Source organism: Flavobacterium xanthum (assembly GCF_900142695.1).
In the GTDB taxonomy this organism is placed as follows: domain Bacteria; phylum Bacteroidota; class Bacteroidia; order Flavobacteriales; family Flavobacteriaceae; genus Flavobacterium; species Flavobacterium xanthum.
In genome coordinates, this window is sequence record NZ_FRBU01000013.1 from 76,498 (window position 1) to 96,248 (window position 19,751).

Annotated in this window: 11 protein-coding genes; 5 read left to right on the top strand and 6 right to left on the bottom strand. The window is 34.6% G+C overall.

The annotated features are described in order from the left end of the window. Positions 1 to 123 precede the first annotated feature (123 nt). The 4 genes from BUC11_RS07545 to corA form a co-directional block, all read right to left on the bottom strand. On the bottom strand, positions 124 to 2,868 hold the full coding sequence (locus tag BUC11_RS07545; protein ID WP_073353057.1) for a LuxR C-terminal-related transcriptional regulator: 2,745 nt from the start codon (positions 2,866 to 2,868) through the stop codon (positions 124 to 126). A gap of 97 nt (positions 2,869 to 2,965) precedes the next feature. Continuing rightward, positions 2,966 to 4,165 (bottom strand): acetate/propionate family kinase, encoded by a 1,200-nt coding sequence (locus BUC11_RS07550; RefSeq protein WP_073353043.1) that lies wholly within the window; start codon positions 4,163 to 4,165, stop codon positions 2,966 to 2,968. A gap of 76 nt (positions 4,166 to 4,241) precedes the next feature. Continuing rightward, positions 4,242 to 6,335, bottom strand: coding sequence for a phosphate acetyltransferase (gene pta, locus BUC11_RS07555; protein ID WP_073353044.1), 2,094 nt, complete (start codon positions 6,333 to 6,335; stop codon positions 4,242 to 4,244). A 51-nt stretch (positions 6,336 to 6,386) separates the two neighbouring features. After that, positions 6,387 to 7,457 (bottom strand): magnesium/cobalt transporter CorA, encoded by a 1,071-nt coding sequence (gene corA, locus BUC11_RS07560; protein WP_073353045.1) that lies wholly within the window; start codon positions 7,455 to 7,457, stop codon positions 6,387 to 6,389. Positions 7,458 to 7,797: 340 nt separating this feature from the next. On the opposite strand from corA, the gene BUC11_RS07565 reads away from it, so the two are divergent. Then, positions 7,798 to 10,359, top strand: a complete 2,562-nt coding sequence (locus tag BUC11_RS07565; RefSeq protein WP_073353046.1) for a zinc-dependent metalloprotease — start codon at positions 7,798 to 7,800, stop codon at positions 10,357 to 10,359. 778 nt (positions 10,360 to 11,137) lie between these two features. On the opposite strand, the gene BUC11_RS07570 is transcribed toward BUC11_RS07565, so the two are convergent. After that, a complete protein-coding gene (locus tag BUC11_RS07570) occupies positions 11,138 to 11,863 on the bottom strand; it encodes a bacteriorhodopsin-like (protein WP_073353058.1) in 726 nt (241 codons plus the stop codon). 110 nt (positions 11,864 to 11,973) lie between these two features. Here BUC11_RS07570 and BUC11_RS07575 point away from each other — a divergent pair, with 110 nt between their 5' ends. Next, positions 11,974 to 12,870: a Brp/Blh family beta-carotene 15,15'-dioxygenase gene (locus tag BUC11_RS07575; RefSeq protein ID WP_073353047.1), complete on the top strand. Its 897-nt coding sequence runs from the start codon at positions 11,974 to 11,976 to the stop codon at positions 12,868 to 12,870. 222 nt (positions 12,871 to 13,092) lie between these two features. On the opposite strand, the gene dnaK is transcribed toward BUC11_RS07575, so the two are convergent. Further along, positions 13,093 to 14,979 carry a molecular chaperone DnaK gene (dnaK, locus tag BUC11_RS07580; RefSeq protein WP_073353048.1) on the bottom strand — a complete coding sequence of 629 codons (1,887 nt, stop codon included), beginning with the start codon at positions 14,977 to 14,979 and terminating at the stop codon, positions 13,093 to 13,095. Positions 14,980 to 15,983: 1,004 nt separating this feature from the next. Here dnaK and BUC11_RS07585 point away from each other — a divergent pair. The 3 genes from BUC11_RS07585 (at position 15,984) to BUC11_RS07595 (ending at position 19,495) form a co-directional block, all read left to right on the top strand. Further along, positions 15,984 to 17,027, top strand: coding sequence for a tyrosine-type recombinase/integrase (locus BUC11_RS07585; RefSeq protein ID WP_073353049.1), 1,044 nt, complete (start codon positions 15,984 to 15,986; stop codon positions 17,025 to 17,027). 204 nt (positions 17,028 to 17,231) lie between these two features. Continuing rightward, on the top strand, positions 17,232 to 18,332 hold the full coding sequence (locus tag BUC11_RS07590; protein WP_073353050.1) for an adenine-specific methyltransferase EcoRI family protein: 1,101 nt from the start codon (positions 17,232 to 17,234) through the stop codon (positions 18,330 to 18,332). After that, positions 18,332 to 19,495, top strand: coding sequence for a GmrSD restriction endonuclease domain-containing protein (locus tag BUC11_RS07595; protein ID WP_073353051.1), 1,164 nt, complete (start codon positions 18,332 to 18,334; stop codon positions 19,493 to 19,495). The genes BUC11_RS07590 and BUC11_RS07595 overlap by 1 nt, the downstream gene beginning before the upstream one ends. Positions 19,496 to 19,751 lie beyond the last annotated feature (256 nt).

Sequence of the window (19,751 nt, forward strand, 5' to 3'; positions counted from 1 at the left end):
TTTATGGGAGCTAACGACCACACAAGTGTGCTGTATCATGACTGTATGATGTAGTAATGATGTACTAGGATTTCACAACAAAAGAGGTTATTTAATAACGTATCAATAAAAATAACGCGTCTTTTATATCGTTAATAAAAATTTAGAAAGATTTTCTTCTTGAGTAAGGTTCAATTTCTTACGCAAACGATAGCGATGCAACTCCACTCCTCTGAAAGAAATATTCATCATGGGTGCAATTTCTTTAGATGAAAGATTCATTTTTAAGTAAATACAAAGCTTAATATCCTTTGAGGTGAGAGCCGGATATTTTTTAGAAAGATGAATGATGAATTCATTATGAATTTGGTTCAAATTTGTCTCAAATGTTTCCCATTCATGTTTGTTGACAGCATTAATTTTAATGACTTTTTTAATTTCACTTTTCAATTTATTGAAATCCATATCCGAATCTAAAATTCCTTGAATATTCTCTATCATTTCACTTTGCTTTGCAATTGATAGTGACTTTCCTGCTACTTCTGAGGATTTGGATTGCAATTCTAATTCTAAAATATGTTTCTCATATTCCTGAATATTCAATTCGTTATCAGCCTTTAATTCCATTTCGAGAATTTTCTTTTGATGCTTTAATTCTTCATCTCGCAACGCTAACTTTTGAACATATCGCATTTTATTCCATTTGTAATACAGATACAAAATCAAACCGATAACAGTTAGATACAATGCAATCATCCAAAGCGAAAAATACCAAGGCTTGGCCACAATAAACTGGAAATTAGAAAGCAAGTCATAATTAAGTCCATCATGAAGATAAACGCTAATCTCTGCAGAGCCACTATTTAAATTATTTAAAACAATCAATCCTTCGCTTACAGGAATAAATTCTTTTGTTCCGCTTATTTTATAAAATAAATTAGGTCTTGCTGCTCCAAAAACACCAGACAATACATGCAACTGTAATTCAGAATTATAAGGGATTTTAGATTTATTTGGAACCAAAACGTCGTTCACAAAAGCTTCAATCCTAATTTTAGAATCACTCTTATTTACCTCTTTTAATTGCAGCGAAATAAAACCATCATCCAGATTTAACAAATAATTGTTTTTGTATTTGAATACTTTTAAATTGTCATTGATAATTTTACCCCTATAATATTTCTCTTGGATAATGTTGCGAACAAATTTATTCCCTTTAGCATAAATAGTATATAAAAGCCCTTCTTGTAGTAGTAGAAAGTGATTTTCATCAATGGATACGATATTTGATACATTTTTAAAGTTTGCATTAAACAATTCATTTTCTTCTAATTGGTTAGTGATGGAATTATAAGTGTACCATAACTTATTGATTAAAAATAGAATCTCATTTCTAAACTCAAATATTTTCACCCCAAAATCATTCTTAATTTTGCTGCTTTGCGTTACATTCTTTAAAGCAGTTGTTTCGTACGCATCATTATAAAGAATTCGATACAAACCTCTATTATTATCCGCAGCCCATATTTCATTTTTTCGGTTTTGAGCAACATATTTTATCGGTTTTAAAATTCCCTTTATTACTATATTTTGATTCAAATTATTCACATCATTATAAATAAATACGCCGCTGTAAGTTGCTTGCAAATACGAATTATTAATGCTGCTTTTGGTTACATTCCACCCTCCATTTATAGTACTTAGTTTAGAAAACACGCCATTATCGTAGAGGAAAGTCCCTTCATTATGACCTATCAAGTATTTATCATTTAATTTACTGATATTCCAAGCTTGTCCTTGCGTATCCGGTATTAAGGAAAGTTGCTTGTCTTCATATTTAAAAATCCCATGGTTAGAAGCCATCAAATAGCCTTTTGGCGTACTTGCAACAGAATAAACCGATCCTAAAACACCTGAATTATCGTAAAAGATAGAAATAGGAGAATTAACCTCAATATGAGCAATTCCATTGTCTAATCCCAACCATAAGTCATTCTCTTTGTCTAAACCAATACTCAAAATGGAGTTGTTCATCAAGACATTATTCCGATTGATATTTTGATATGAATTCGTGTTTAAATCAAAAATATAAACCCCTTTATTAGCCGTTCCTATAACTAATTTATTGTTTTTAATGAAGGCCGCAACATTGATGTTAGCTGCTTTCAAAATTGGATTTAGAGTACTATTCCAAGGTTTGAGAACTCCGTTTTCTGCTACATAAACACCATTTTTTTTGGTGAAAAAATAGATCTTATTTTGGAATTTTTCAATAGCATGAATTACGTTATTTTCTAAGATGGACCATCCTGGAATTTTTTCAAATGCGGCACCATTCATTCTATGAATTCCTTTTTCTACTGAAGCTACTAATAATTGATTGTCTACCACAAAACAATACGAAACCAGAAAAGGGAATTTATTTTTCTGTATTACTTTTCCATCATACAAAAAAAGTCCGTTAAACGATTGAAAGTAAATTTTACCTTTGAATTTAAATATCTTCCAAATTTCTTCATTATCACTATCATCAAAAACCTTTGTTTTATCAGAAATAGAGACATAAATCATCTTTCCTTTTTTTCGGGTCCAATAGCCAAATTCTTTATACGAACCTGTATAAATACGATCACCATCGACCATTACGGAACGAATTATGGTTTTGTTTGGCAAACTATATTTCTCCCATTTTACCCCATCATACCGCAGTAAGTAATAATTATTAGCAAAGTACATTGCGCTATCATTCCCTTGTGCTACACTCCAGATCTGATTATCACCTTGATAATTTGATTTGTTGTAATTTTCAACAAACGGAAGCAACTCTTGCGAATAAAAGGGCAAGGAGCTAAAATATAAGAGGAAGAAGAGGGCAATTTTTACTTTCAAAATAGGGTATTTTATGTCCAAATATAAACAGATTTATTAAATATAGAGCCAAAAAAAGCTTCTGGTTAGAGAAGCTTTTTTAGTACTATTGCTTTTATTAAGTCGTTAGCAATTCAAAAACCTGATTGGCAATTTCGATTTCTTCATTGGTAGGAATAACTAATATTTTAGTTTTAGAATCCTCGGTATTGATTTCTCGAATAGCCTTGGACCGAATTTCATTTTTGGATGCATCCAATTTTATTCCGAAATAGTCCATATCCGTACACACTAATTTCCGGATATAAGAGGAATTTTCTCCAATCCCAGCGGTAAAAATAACAGCATCTAATCCATTTAAAACTGCGGTGTAGGAACCTATGTATTTCTTTATTCGGTAGGCATTCATGTCCAAAGCCAATTGACAATCGGCATTTCCGTTCTCCGCATTGGCTTCAATATCTCTTAAATCGCTGTAGCCGGTAAGTCCCAGCATTCCGCTCTGTTTTTGCAACATCGTATTCACGGCTTCAAGCGAGTACCCTAATGTATTGACCAAGTAAAAAATCACAGATTGATCTACATCTCCGCTTCGGGTTCCCATAATCAATCCGTTCATTGGACCAAAACCCAACGTATGATCAATACTTTTCCCATCTTTTATCGCGGTCATACTGCAACCATTTCCTAAATGGATCGTGATAATTCTAAACCCTTTATTTAAAGAATTTTGCTTCAAATACTGAATCGCATTTTCCGAAACATATTTGTGACTCGTTCCGTGAAAACCATATACGCGTATTTTATTTTCTGTCAAAAGGTAATTGGGTATTGCATATTTGTGGGCCACAACTGGAATAGTTTGGTGGAAGGCCGTATCAAAAACAGCCACTTGTTTGGCTCCACTAAAAATCGCTTCCGCCACAATTATTCCTTCTAAATTTGCTGGATTATGCAAAGGAGCTAATTCAAAAAGCTGTCTAATTTTATCCTTGACTGCAGCAGTAATAATTACCGTATTAGAAAATGCACTTCCTCCATGAACGACACGATGTCCAACGGCATCAATTTCTGCGGTGCTTGTAATCACTCCAACTGTTTCATCCAGTAAGAGTTGGGCAATTTTTTCTAATCCAATTTTATGGTTTGCAATAGGCACGTTTTCTTCTAATTTAGTCGTATCCGTTACATACGTTAAATTCGAAGTTTCCAATCCTATTCTGTCAATCATCCCTGAACAAATCACTTCGTTTGCCGGCATACTGATTAACTGGTATTTTATAGACGAACTGCCTGAGTTTATAATTACTATTTTCATTTATTTTTTAATTTTTTTACGGTTCTAAGATCCAAAGACACTAAGGCCCTTAGTCACTTAGAACCTTAGTGCCTCTTTACAATCCCTGTGCTTGAATGGCCGTAATCACGACTGTATTTATAATATCATCTACCGTACAACCGCGGCTCAAATCGTTTACCGGTTTGTTCAATCCTTGCAACATTGGACCAATTGCCAGCGCACCTGTTTCTCTTTGTACCGCTTTATAGGTATTATTTCCTGTATTTAAATCCGGAAAAATCAAAACACTCGCTTGTCCTGCCACTTCTGAATTGGGTAATTTACTTTTTCCAACGGCCATATCAACGGCAGCATCGTATTGAATAGGACCTTCAATTTTTAAATCGGGGCGTTTTTTCCGCACTATTTCAGTAGCTGTTCGCACTTTGTCTACTTCATCGCCTTTTCCGGATGAACCAGATGAATAGGAAAGCATGGCGATTTTTGGTTCAATTCCAAAAGCCAAACTAGAATCTGCTGAGGAAATAGCGATTTCAGCCAATTGCTCCGCGGTAGGATTAGGATTAATGGCGCAATCTCCAAAAACAGAAACCCTGTCCTCTAAACACATGAAAAATATAGATGAAACTACGGAGGAATTCGGTTTTGTTTTAATAAACTGCAGCGCAGGTAAAATGGTGTGTTGCGTGGTATGTGCCGCACCTGAAACCATTCCATCTGCGTGGCCTTTATACACCATCATGGTTCCAAAATACGAAACATCTTCCATTAAATCTTTGGCCATTCCCAAGGTTACATTTTTGGCTTTTCGCAACTCATAATACGTATTTACATAATCGTCATAATGCTCAGATGCTATGGGATTGATGATTTCTACTTTGGAAAAGTCAAAAAATAATCCCAACTCTGCTACCTTACTTTCTATTTGTTTTTTATTTCCAATAATAGAAATATCGACTACATCCATCTCTAATAAACGGGAAGCTGCCATTATGATTCTGTCGTCATTGCCTTCTGGCAACACAATATGTTTTCTATGCTGTCTCGCTCTTTTTACCAAATTATATTGAAACATTTTGGGTGTCATTCCTTCTGCTTCAAAAGTGATTAATTTTTCAGCTAAGTTGTCTAAGTCCACATATTTTTCGAAAGTAGAAATCGAAATTTCAATCTTCTGCTTGTTGTTTGCGTAAATTTTAGATTTGATAGAACCTATTTTATTGGTAATATAATACGTTCCTTCTTCTACTGCAATAATAGGCACAATGGTCGAAAGACCTTCAATAAGCTTGAGAATACTGACTTCAGGCACAATATTCCCTGTTAAAACGATCCCAGAAATAGTAGGATAATTAGCCGACTCATTTGCTTGTAAAGCTCCCAAAATAATATCGGCTCTATCGCCCGGAGTAATTACCAGACTGTTTTCTTTTAAGTGCAGTAAATAATTTCGCAACTGCATCGCGCCTACACTAAAATTTCCTGTTTGATTGTTTAGGTGGGCTTCGCCAAAAAGTACTTTTGCATCCAGCTCCTTAACAATTTCTTGAACTGTTGGATTATTCAAATTGTGGATCAAAGGAATCGCATTTACCAACACGCTTTCAGGCAAACTTTTTCGTAGGCCAGTTGTGACTATGTCTATATTTTCATGCTGCACTTTATTGGCAATTACGGCCAAAACCTCTACATCTTTCACTTTAAAAGAATCATAGGCAAGATACAAACTGTCCAAGAGTTCCTCTAAAGTTTTACCTACTCCAGATCCAACAATAATGGTTGGGATTCCCAAATTTTTAGCAATCAGCACATTCATATCTAATTCGATCACGGTTCCTTCTCCGCTGAAGCCAGTTCCTTCGACCAAAACAAAGTCAAATCGTTCCTCAAGTTTTTTATATTTTTCAATAATCAAATCAAGAACCTCCCCTATTTTTCCTTTATTTTTTTTCTTGATTAGCTTACTTTTCGTAATAGCAAAAGCATCTTCAAATGCGATATCTAAACCAAAATGGCCAATCACCGTCTCAATGTGATTGTCAAATCCTCCTTCTTCAATATCTTCAATTATAGGTCTAAAATAGCCCACCTTGGCAGTTTTACCAATTAGCATGCTCATTAGTCCTAGTGTGATAATCGACTTACCGCTATTTTGCTCGCTTGTCGCTATATAAATGGCCTTGTTCATTTTTTTATTTTTTATTTAATTCCAAAAATTGAATGTTTTGAATGATCGCTATTAAAACCAACGGCGTTTTTTAAAGTAAATAATCATTCCAACTACTATTAAAAACATAGCACCCATGACCGTATGATAACCGTAATGCCGCTTGAGTTCTGGCATGTATTCAAAATTCATTCCGTAAACTCCCACTATAAAAGTAAGTGGAATAAATATAGCAGAAACAATGGTCAACGTTTTCATAATCTCATTCATCTTATGCGTTTGTGCCGAGAAATAGAAATTAGAAGCACTCTCCAAGGAACCCATATCTGATTCTATTTGCTCTAAAAGTTCTAAACTCTTTTGATGCAAGCGGGCAAAAAAGCTAAAAGTATCACTTTCCATCGCATTAAAAACATTATCATCCTTAATGCTTTTGATGTCATACAAGGAATCCCGAAGCGGAATAATGGACCGCTTCAAAAAATTAAAATTATCCCTGTGCTTCTCAATCCGTTCGAGAATTTCGGGATCTGGGCTCTGCTTGCTTAGATTGATTAACTCCTCTAGCTTATCCTCTTCATTTTCTAACGTAATGTAAAAATTTTCCATGATAGCATCCAGCAGAACGTACAATAAATAATCTGCTTTCTTTTCTCTCACTAGTCCAGAATGGGTGCGAATTCGCTCCCGAATGTGGGTAAAAAAATCACTTCTTTTTTCCTGAAAAGAAATCAAAACCCCCTCTTTTAACAGAAAACTGATTTGCTCCACATTAATATTATCGGAGTTTTCCGTAGGCAATATTGATTTTATATTGAAAAATAAAAATTCATGTGATTCCTCCAGTTTGGTTCTTCGTACCGTATTCATAATATCGGCCAACATGAAGTTATCGATTTTAAAATAAGCGCTTATCGATTTTAACCACTCTACATTATTTAATCCATGAATATTAATCCAATTTGTTTTTTGACCGTCTATATACTTATCTAGATTAGCCACTTTAAAATCTTCGTACTCTGATAAGTTCAAATCATCATAAACGAACAATTGAATCTCTGAATCCTTAGTTTTATGAATTCCAGTATACTCCAGATTATAGGGTTGTAATTTCTTTCCTTTTTTGTACTTAATTTTTCTCATTCCAACTGATTTATGAAGTAATATTACAAAAAATCTTTTTCAAATGTACCGCAGCTGGTCCACTTTGAAGCTCCTACGGTCACGAACACGTTTTTGATTTGCAATTGTAGCGACAAAAATAAGCAGAAATAAGTCGCTTCATGCTGAGAAAAATCATGTAAAATAAGCAAAACAATCCTTTTCAACGAATGTTAATTTATGTTAATTATTTGAAATTGAATTTTCAAACGGTATATTTTTCAAAATATATCAATAGATTTGAGGATTAATGGTATATAAATAGAAGATTCTCTTTTTTATATGCTAAAAACTAATTATTAACCATTTTATGTAGAACTACATGCTTAAAAAAAAACTAACCCTAATTATTGTATTTCTGTTGATTTTTTCCGCTCCAGAGACCTTTGCTCAAAGCAGAAAAAAGAGAAAAGCAGATAAAAATGCCGTTGCCAAAGTAGATACTAAGGCAAGTGATGCCAAAAAAGAACCTAAACCGTATAAGAAAGTAATTGATTCGAGTGCTGTTACCCAAAAAGGTTTGATTGATGTTCATAAAATTGACAACAAATACCTTTTTGAAATTCCAGATTCTATTTTAGGAAGTGAAATGATGACCATCACCCGTTATTCTAAAACTCCTGCCGGCGGAGGAATCTTTGGTGGAGAAGAAATCAACAGACAAGTGGTTCGCTGGGAAAAAGGATTAAATAACAATATCCTGCTGCGCTCTATCACCTATGTGATTATGTCTCCAGATGCAGATAAACCATTGGCTCAAGCGGTTAAGAATTCAACTTCGGATCCAATCATTGGTAATTATGACGTGCTGGCCTATAAAAAAGATGAAGCTGGAAAAATTACTGGTTATGTGGTCGACTTAGCTACCACTTTTGATGCTGATGTGCAAACTTTTTCTTTGGATCCAATAAAGAAACAACTATTAAACATTCAAGCGTTTCAGAAAGACCGATCGTTTATTTCAAAAGTTAGTAGTTTCCCGATCAATACTGAAATTAGAAGTGTAAAAACCTTTACTACAACCCCTCCAAAAATAAATACTTCGCCAACACCAAAAATTGGAGTTGATTTGCCATCAGCTTTAGATGCTGGAGTACTTACTGTAGAAATGAATACTTCCATGATTTTATTGCCAAAAAATCCGATGCGTAAAAGAGAGTTTGATGCGCGTGTAGGTTATTTTGCCAATCAATATGGTGTGTTTGAAGAAGAATCTCAAAAATCAGATACCAAAGTCTTTGCGGTAAGATGGCGCTTAGAACCAAAATCTCCTGAAGATGCCCAAAAACAAAAAATGGGGGAATTGATTGAGCCTTTGAAACCTATTGTGTACTACATTGATCCGGCTACTCCAGAAAAATGGAAAAAGTACATCAAACAAGGTATTGACGATTGGCAGGTTGCTTTCGAAAATGCCGGTTGGAAAAATGCAATCCGCGGTGAATATTGGCCAGAAAATGATCCAACAATGAGCTTGGAAGATGCCCGTTTCTCTGTATTACGATATTTTGCCGCCGAAATTCAAAATGCTTATGGTCCTAATGTTCATGACCCAAGAACAGGTGAAATTTTAGAAAGCCACATTGGTTGGTACCACAATATCATGAGTCTTTTAAGAAACTGGTATTTGATTCAAACCGCTGCGGTTGACCCTGCGGCAAGAGCTAAGAAATTTGATGATAAATTAATGGGAGAATTAATCCGATTTGTTTCCTCGCATGAAGTGGGACACACTTTAGGATTGCGTCACAATATGGGAGCCAGTTCAGCCACTCCAGTTGAAAAACTAAGAGACAAAGACTACCAAGACAAAAACGGTCACACTTCGTCAATCATGGATTATGCTCGTTTTAACTACGTAGCACAACCAGAAGATGGCGTTACAGCTTTGTTTCCAAGAATTGGAGATTATGATAAGTGGGCTATCAAATGGGGCTATTCTTATTTTGAAGACACTAAGACTGAAGCGCAAGAAAAAGCATTCTTAAACGAAATGACTAAGGAAGCGTATAAAAATAATCGCTTGTGGTTTGGTTCTGAATCTAGCCCTTACGACCCAAGATATCAAACAGAAGATATAGGTGATAATGCAATGCGCGCTTCTGAATACGGAATTAAAAACTTGAAAAGAATCCTTCCTAATTTATTGCAATGGTCTAAGGAAGATGGCGAAAGTTATTCAGAATTAGAGGAACTTTATGGTGCACTTACCGGACAGTTTAGAAGATATATGGGCCATGTTACGAAAAACGTAGGGGGGATTTATGATTCTCCTAAAACCTATGACATGTCTGGAAATCAATTTCAAGTAGTACCAAAAAGCATCCAAAAAGATGCGGTAGCGTTCTTGAATACACAATTATTCACTACGCCAAAATGGTTGTTGGATCAAAACATTCTTTCCAAAATAAATCCTGAAAGTGGTGTTGAAGCGATCAAAGGAATGCAAGATGCGACCTTGTCAAGTTTGATGGCAGGAGACCGAATGGTGCGCCTTTTAGAAACTTCTACAGCCAGTAAAGACAATTATTCTGTTGATGAATTGATTACTGATTTGAATAAAGGAATTTTCTCTGAGTTGAAAGGAAATAGTTCTATCGATATGTATCGCAGAAACGTGCAAAAATTGTATGTAGATAAAATGATTGAACTGCTAAAACCAGGTTCTACCACGGTGCGATCAGTACCTGTGGGCGTAACGTATGGTTTCAATACCAGAAGAGTTAACTTAGCTCAAACGGACTTACCATCTATTGCTAGAGGCCAATTGAATGCACTAAAAAATGATTTGAAAATGTCATCTTCTCGAATGACTGATCGAATGAGTAAATATCACGTACTCGATTTAATATCCAGAATTAGTGAAGCTTTAGATCCTAAATAAAATAATTAAATAGAATTAAAAAGGGAAAATGTATCACTACATTTTCCCTTTTTTTTTACACTAAACAAAACTCTCAAAAACTAATCACAAATTCGCAGATTTATAGCTATAGTAATTAGGCGAACAAGAGTGGAAAGCCTTTTTTGTATCTTAAGTAATATCGCATAACTACTTTTGGCGAAAGTATTCCTTTTTTATTTCTACTACTCCCAGGGTATTTTGAGATACAGGAAATTTTCATTACCGCAGCTTCACAGATGTATACTTTCATTAATCAGATACATAATTATTTTATACCAATATAATTTGTTTTCAACACAATTAAAATTGGTACGCCTGTATTCTTGCTATTTGTCATGCTGGAAGCGTCTAAATTATGTTGCATTTTTACAGTGAGTATAATGGAAACCTGTGCAATGGTGCAAAATAACAAGTGAATTATGTTAAACCTGAAAACATATAAATCTCTATTTATTACTTATTACAGCAACCTAAGTAATAAGAATAAAACAATGACGTATTTTTTTTACCATATAAGTCATTGAAGTTTCATGTGTGTAAGACTGATAACTTAAGCAATAATAAGGTCATTTAAGGTTTAATGCTTACATGACTTTTTATGTTAAATAGTATTTCACTCATTTTATAGTACGGCAATAAATAAGTCCAACTACTTACTATGAATTGCAATGAATAGAAAAATCGGATATTACTTTTACCCATAAAAAAAACCGAACTATTTCTAGTTCGGTTTTCAAATTAAAGATGAAAAAAGGAATTAATCTTTAGAAGACTTAACAGCTAAACTGTAGATTACTAAACCAAATCCAATTTTATTGATAGCATCTGCAATGTTGTACACTACATCGATGTTACCCGCAGGGATAAATGAGTTGTACCATCCTGTTGTTCCCATCATATATCCTAATGGATAGATTGACCAACCTACTAGTACAAACCAACATAAAATTTTGTGTGCTTTAAGCACTTCTCCACCAGCTGCTGTAGCTAATTTTGATGCTTCACCTAACCATATTTCATACACGATTAAGAAATAAGCAGCTCCGGAAATGAATCCCCATAAAGCAGCACTATCTGGAGCAATTACTTCTCCAATGTAACCTGTAACTAACATTACAATAGAATAAATAATCATCTTCCATAGTAATGATTGTTTGGCTCCCGCTACTTTTAGTATTAGGTAAAATTCCAAACACATTAACGGTACCGTTAGTACCCAGTCAACGTAACGAAAGAAAGTAGGCGATTCTCCAAATGAAGCCCAATAATCTCTCATGTAGAAATAATGTACCGCAGCAATAAAGGTAATTAAACCTGAAACTAATACTGAAGTTCGCCACTTTTTATCAAATTGGCTCAGTGATAAAAAGAAGAATGCTGATGCAGCCATCATAGCCATACAGCCTACAAAAAAAGTAAATCCAACATAATCAGTAGGTAACATTTTCCCGACTAATCCAGAAATAAACATAAAATTTGTCATAAAAATTAATTTTAAATGGTTTTGTTTAACCAAATATATGAAAAGCTAAACGATAAAAAAACATTTTTGTTTATTATTTTTTACCTAATTTTAAACAATAATTAAATTAAATGAAAAATTATTCAAATATCGCAATAGTAGCTAGCTTTTTCGGATTGTGGATGGATTCCTTCTTATCCACAAAAATGCAAATACTATCCGGTTTCCTTTTGATTTTTACCTTTGGAATTTTACATGGCGCAAATGATTTGCTCCTAATTAAAAATACAAACACGATAAAGCAAACCAATTCTCGATTTAAAATACTAGCATATTACGTAATGGTTGTTTTAGCAGGGATATTTTTGTTTTACATTATTCCGCAAGTAGCACTTTTACTTTTTATCATAGTGAGCGCGAATCATTTTGGAGAACAGCAATGGCAAAATTTAGAACAAGACTTTCCATCTTGGCTCCTATTACTATTCCACTTTTTTTACGGATTTGTTATTTTGCTCTTGTTATTTAATTTTCACACCATTCAAGTGCAGAACATCATCTTTAAAATAGCAAATGTGCTTGTGCCTCTTCCCTACTTTTGGATAGCACTGCAGGTTTCAGTTGGTGCTTTCCTAGGCTTAAGCGCCTATTTTTATTGGAAATCAGAAAAAATCAGAAAAAAATTACTAGTAGAATTCTTTTTTTTACTGCTCTTTGCGATCCTTTTTAAATCTTCCAGTCTAATATGGGGATTTGCAATCTACTTCGTTTTATGGCACAGTATTCCTTCTATAATTGACCAAATTAAGTTTTTAAACGGCTCCTTTTCTAGTACCTATTTTGTTGCCTATTGTCGAGCAGCAGGAGTTTACTGGCTCATCTCCATTGTAGGGATTGCACTGATCTATTTTATATTTAGAGAAGAGCAGCTTTTCAATGCTTTATTTTTCTCTTTCTTGGCTGCCATCACTTTTCCACATGCAGTTGTGATCACAAGAATGTTTGGCACAAAACAAACTACAAAATAGAGACATAAAAAAAACCGAGCCATTACTGACTCGGTTTTCACTATTCAAATTTCGATTACTATAAGGATTGTCGATTTGTACTTATTTAGTACTCAAGAAAGCAACCCTAAAAAAACAAATACACAAAAAAACCGAGCCATTGCTGACTCGGTTTCTCTTATTTAGATCCCGATTAAAATCGGGATAAGCGATTCACATCCCGATATATCGGGAGTTCTCTGCTTATTTTACTTCTTCAAATTCAACGTCTTCAACATTGTCTCCTTGAGCTGCATCCCCTTGAGGTTGTGCATCCCCTTGACCTTGTTCACCTTGAGCATACATCGCTTCAGTTGCTTTTTTCCAAGCAGCGTTGATGTTGTCAAGAGCCGTTTGAATTGCAGGAATGTCTTGAGATTGGTGTGCCATTCTCAATTCAGTCAATGCATATTCTACTGCCACTTTGTTATCGTCAGATAATTTAGCTCCTAGTTCTTTCAATTGCGTTTCAGTTTGGAAAATCATTCCATCTGCTTCGTTCAATTTTTCAGCTCTAGATCTTGCGATTTTATCAGACTCAGCGTTAGCTTCAGCATCTTGTTTCATTCTTTCGATTTCTTCAGATGTTAATCCAGAAGAAGCTTCGATACGAATATCGTGAGATTTACCAGTTCCTTTATCAGTTGCCGAAACTTTGATGATACCATTAGCATCAATATCAAAAGTTACTTCAATTTGTGGAACCCCTCTTGGTGCTGGTGGAATACCGTCTAAGTTAAAACGACCGATCGTTTTGTTATCAGCAGCCATTGCTCTAGCGCCTTGCAATACGTGCAATTCAACTGTTGGTTGAGAATCTGCAGCAGTAGAGAAAACTTGAGATTTTTTAGTTGGAATAGTAGTATTAGACTCAATTAATGTAGTCATAACTCCACCCATAGTTTCAATACCTAAAGATAAAGGTGTAACGTCAAGTAACAATACATCTTTTACATCTCCAGAAAGAACTCCACCTTGAATAGCTGCTCCAATTGCAACAACTTCATCAGGGTTTACTCCTTTAGACGCTTTTTTACCAAAGAATTTTTCAACCTCTTCAGCAATTCTTGGCATACGAGTAGAACCTCCTACAAGGATCACTTCATCAATATCAGAAACTGTTAAATTAGCATCCTTAAGCGCTTTAGCAACTGGTGCCATAGAACGTTTTACTAGTGCGTCAGTTAATTTTTCAAATTGTGCTCTCGTTAATTTTTTAACTAAGTGTTTTGGTCCTGAAGCTGTAGCCGTTACGTACGGTAAGTTGATTTCAGTTTCCGCAGAAGAAGACAATTCAATTTTTGCTTTCTCAGCAGCTTCTTTTAAACGTTGCAAAGACATTGGATCTAAACGCAAGTCAATACCTTCTTCCGTTAAGAAATCAGCAGCTAACCAGTCAATAATTTCATGGTCAAAATCATCTCCACCTAAGTGAGTATCTCCGTTTGTAGACAATACTTCAAAAACTCCGTCTCCTAATTCAAGAACAGAAATATCAAATGTACCTCCACCTAAATCGTAAACAGCAATTTTTTGATCTTTTCCTTTTTTATCTAAACCATAAGCAAGTGCAGCTGCTGTAGGCTCGTTGATAATACGCATTACTTTAAGACCTGCAATTTCACCAGCTTCTTTCGTAGCTTGACGTTGTGCATCATTAAAGTAAGCAGGAACCGTAATAACCGCTTCCGTAACTGTTTGACCTAAATAGTCTTCAGCAGTTTTTTTCATTTTTTGAAGTGTCATAGCTGACAATTCTTGAGCAGAGTATAAACGACCATCAATATCCACACGTGGTGTATTGTTGTCCCCTTTTACAATTTTGTATGAAACTCTTTTTGCTTCAGCCGAAACTTCACCAAAACCTCGTCCCATAAAACGTTTGATAGAAGCAATAGTCTTAGTTGGATTAGTTACCGCTTGTCTTTTAGCAGGATCTCCTACTTTAATTTCCCCACCTTCAACAAAAGCGATGATAGATGGAGTTGTTCTTTTTCCTTCTGCATTAGGAATAACAACTGCTTCATTACCTTCCATTACAGAAACACAAGAGTTGGTCGTACCTAAATCAATTCCGATTATTTTACCCATTTTAAATATATTTAATTTTATTGTATACTAGTTTTAATGACTCGAAGTCGATAAGTCAATCTTTGTGCCAATACAAAACCCACTAATAAATTGTCAGTTTATGTTAAAATTGGCGTAAAAAAATCTGACAAGATGACATTTTAGGAGCTAATCCTGCTGTTCGTTGCAATCTCTGCCTGGGGTGGCTTTTTTTTCAAGGCGGCAAAGGAGCTTCCGATGGTCGCTCTTTGCAGCCAGAAAAAAAATAGCCATCCCTAGCCAGAGGATTTTCACTGCCATCAGGGCTAAAAAAAATACCAAAGCATTTCAGTACACTATACAATACACAACAACAAACCTAAAACTTACATGACTTATAGGATAAAAATCTCAAAACATATAAGTCATATAAGCGCAACACCGTACATGGCGCTTTCTAAACCTAAACGATACAACAAAAAACTTACATGACTTATAGTATAAAAAATCTCAAAACATATAAGTCATATAAGCCATAGAAGCGTAACACTATTCACTGCCTCTTTCTAAACCTAATCAATAAACATAAAACTTACATGACTTATATGTTAAATAATTAAAAACATATAAGCCATATAAGCGCAACACCGTACATGGTCTTTTTTCTCACTCTAATCAATAAACATAAAACTTACATGACTTATAGGATAAATAATTAAAAACATATAAGCCATATAAGCGCAACACCGTACATGGTCTTTTTTCTCACTCTAATCAATAAACATAAAACTTACATGACTTATAGGATAAATAATTAAAAACATATAAGTCATATAAGCGCAACACCTTATATGGCGTTTTCTAAACCTAAAGAATACAACAAAAACTTACATGACTTATAGGATAAACAATTAAAAACACCAAACACAAAACTTATATGACTTATATGGTAAACAACCATAACTCAATCTATTTACCGTAAACAATTAAGCAGCTCCCGCTACTAGATTAAAAATCAATATCTTTAGTTTTTTAATTCGCTCCATATGAACTGGTCTGCAAAACTCCTCACACACAAAAACGAAAAACGAATAGCCGTTTATTTCGAAAAAAATATCGAATTCATCACCCGAATCAAACAAATAGACGGCGCACGATGGAGCCAATCTTTAGTAGCATGGCATTTACCTGACACGGAAGAAAACCGAGGACGTTTTAAAATAAAACCTGCCTCACCTTCTTTACCTTCAGTTGAAGGAATAGAACAAATCGAAAAATTCAAACAATGGCTGCGCTCCAAACGCTACAGCGAAAGCACACTTTCAACTTATTCTGACGCGTTGAAATCCTTTTTTGTATTTTATCGGGAGAAACCTATTGCCCAAATTAATAACGAAGACGTAATTATCTACAACAACGAGTATATCTTGAAAAACAATCTTTCGGCATCCTACCAAAACCAGCTAACCAACGCTTTAAAATTATACTTTGCGACCATTCGGGAAACCAAAATCGAAATAGATAAAATTCATCGACCAAAACGTTCCAAAGTTTTGCCTAATGTATTGAGTAAAGAGGAAGTGAAATTAATTTTAGAAGCACACACCAATAGCAAACACAAAACAATGCTTTCGTTGATTTATAGTTGCGGATTGCGTTGTGGCGAATTATTAGCCTTGCAACCTGTGCATATCGACTCGAAAAGAAACATAGTCTTGCTCAAAAACGCAAAAGGCAAAAAAGACAGGATTGTACCCTTGAGTCCCAAAATACTAAAACTACTGCGCGACTATTACGCCCTTTATAAACCAAAGACCTACTTGTTTGAAGGGCAATTTGCAGGAAAACCTTATGATTCTCGAAGTCTGCAGCTCATCTTAAAACAAGCCTTGGTAAAAGTCAATATCAAAAAGCCTGTTACGCTACATTGGTTGCGCCATAGCTATGCGACTCATTTATTAGAAAGCGGAACCGATTTGCGATACATACAAGAATTATTAGGACACAACAGCAGCAAAACTACCGAAATATACACTCACGTTAGTACGAAAAGTATTCAACAAATAAAAAGTCCTTTTGATGATTTGTAAGAAAAAAATAGTACATTTGATTATAATATAAAGCGAAACAAACCTTCGCATATACACCCATTTTTGGGTAGATTGGCGAAGGTTTGTTTCGCCTATATACAAGTTACAAGCAAGTGTAGGACGACCGTAAACCGACAGACATTCCGACAAATAACAGAAATAAAAATCGTAAATTTGCGACTTAACGAATTGACAAATAAATTAATGGCAAATAGCAATCTTAAAAATGCACGTAACGCAAAGAATGATGAGTTTTATACTCAATATCACGACATAGAAAAAGAAATTGGTGCATATTTAGAATTGAACCCAAACGCTTTTCGTGGTAAAACTGTTTTAATGCCTTGTGATGACCCTGAATGGAGCAACTTTACAAAGTTTTTTGCTCAAAATTTTGAACGTTATGGAATAAAAAAACTTATAAGCACAAGTTTTGCACCCGAAAGTAAAAGTTTAAAAAGCAACTATCAACCAACACTTTTTGAAACTACTGCCCCACAATTTGACAAAACAAAAACAATTGTAAACGGAAAGATATTTACACTTACTCACGACAAAAGTGCAGACGGGAAAATTGATGTGAATGATTTAGAATGGACATACTTAAAAGGCGATGGAGATTTTAAAAGCGAAGAGATTAAAAAACTACGAGACGAAGCCGACATAATTATTACAAATCCACCATTTTCATTATTTAGGGAATTTTTAGCTTGGATGGTACAAGCAGAAAAACAATTTGTAGTAATTGGTAGTAAGAATGCAATTACCTACAAAGAAATATTTTCCTTAATCAAGTCAAATAAAATGTGGGTTGGGACAACAAGTTTTAGTAAGGATATGTTATTCATTTCACCAGAAGAAATTGACCCATCAGAAAAACCTGATTCTGCAACAAGAACAGTTGAAGGAATAGTTTATTTACGTTCCCCATCTGTTTGGTACACAAACCTTGACCACGGAAGAAGACATCAACCTTTAAAATTGATGACTATTAGTGACAATTTAAAATTTAATAAGAAACTTAAAGGCAAAACTTTTTACGATAAATATGACAATTATGATGCTATTGAAGTTCCCTTTACAGATGCAATTCCAAGTGATTTTAATGGCGTAATGGGTGTGCCAATAAGTTTTCTTGACAAATATTCACCTGAACAATTTGAAATATTAGGGATGGCTTCATCGGCAGGTTACAATAATGAAGTCGTAGGTATCCCGTTTTTAGGCGACAAAGATGCAAGACCATTGATAAATGGAAAAAATACTTATGCTCGTGTATTTATAAAAAATAGAGAAAGAAAATAATGAATACAACTTTAAGAACAGATATAACTATAAAAGACATTTGCGATGGGTTCATATACAACGAACTTGAAGGCAAAGGATTATTTGGACTTTCGGGAACTTTGACAATTCAACCCGAATACCAACGTAACTATATTTATGCAGACGGAAAAAGAGATGTTGCAGTAATTTCTTCAATCTTAAAAGGTTATCCGTTAGGTTTAATTTATTTCAACCGAGTAAACAAAGACAGTCTTGAAGTTTTGGACGGACAACAACGCATTACAAGTTTTGGACGATTTGTAACCAATAAGTTTGCTATAAAAGACGAGAACGGAATGGAGCAATATTTTAGTGGTATTGCAACCGACAAACAACAAAAAATATTAAATGCAAAACTCTTAATTTACGAATGTGAAGGAACTGAAAGCGAAATAAAAGAATGGTTCAGAACCATTAATATTTCAGGCGTTCCATTGACAAATCAAGAACTTTTGAATGCAGTTTATTCAGGTCCTTTTGTAACACTTGGAAAAGAAGAATTTAGCAACAGCCAAAACGCCAACATTCAAAAATGGAGTGCTTACATTTCGGGCAGTGCAAACAGACAAGACTATTTGGAAAGAGCTTTGGAATGGGTAAGCAAAGAAAATATAGGCGATTATATGAGCCGACACAGATTTGACACTAACATTACAGAACTGAAAAACTATTTTACAAGTGTTATTGACTGGGTTTCTACCGTATTTACAGACGTAGAAAGCGAAATGAAAGGACTTGAATATGGCAGACTTTATGAAACTTACAAGAAACAACCTTACAACTCAAAGACAGTTTCTGAACAAGTGAAAAAATTGTATGCTGACCCATACATAAAAAACAGAAAAGGCGTTTTTGAATTTATTTTGGGTGGTTCAACAGACTATAAACTTTTGGAAGTTCGTGTATTTGACGAAGCAACTAAAAAATCAAAATACGCCATTCAGACAGCCGAAGCAGAAAAAAAAAATATATCAAATTGCTCACTTTGTGCAATCGGACACGATGCAAACAAAACCAAAATTTGGAAATTGGCAGAAATGGACGCAGACCACGTAACAGCTTGGAGCAAAGGCGGAGCGACAGACATTAAAAATTGTGAAATGCTTTGTAAGACACATAACAGAGCAAAAGGAAACCGTTAAAAATGGACAGAAAAACCACGACAGAAAGAACACCAGCTTGTAACAGCACCTACCCAAAAGGCGGGGTTTCGTGCTTCGCAGACAGTTTTGTGGTAGCCGAAAGTTCAGTTCTCCGCATGAAGTTTAGTGGTAAAAATCCCGCCCTTCGGGTAGCTGCAAAACGTTAGCTACAATAAAAACAAAAATCGAAATGACAAAAACATCTTTTATTATCCTGTCAACAGCTTTATTATTTTCTTGTAAAAAAGAGAAAGAA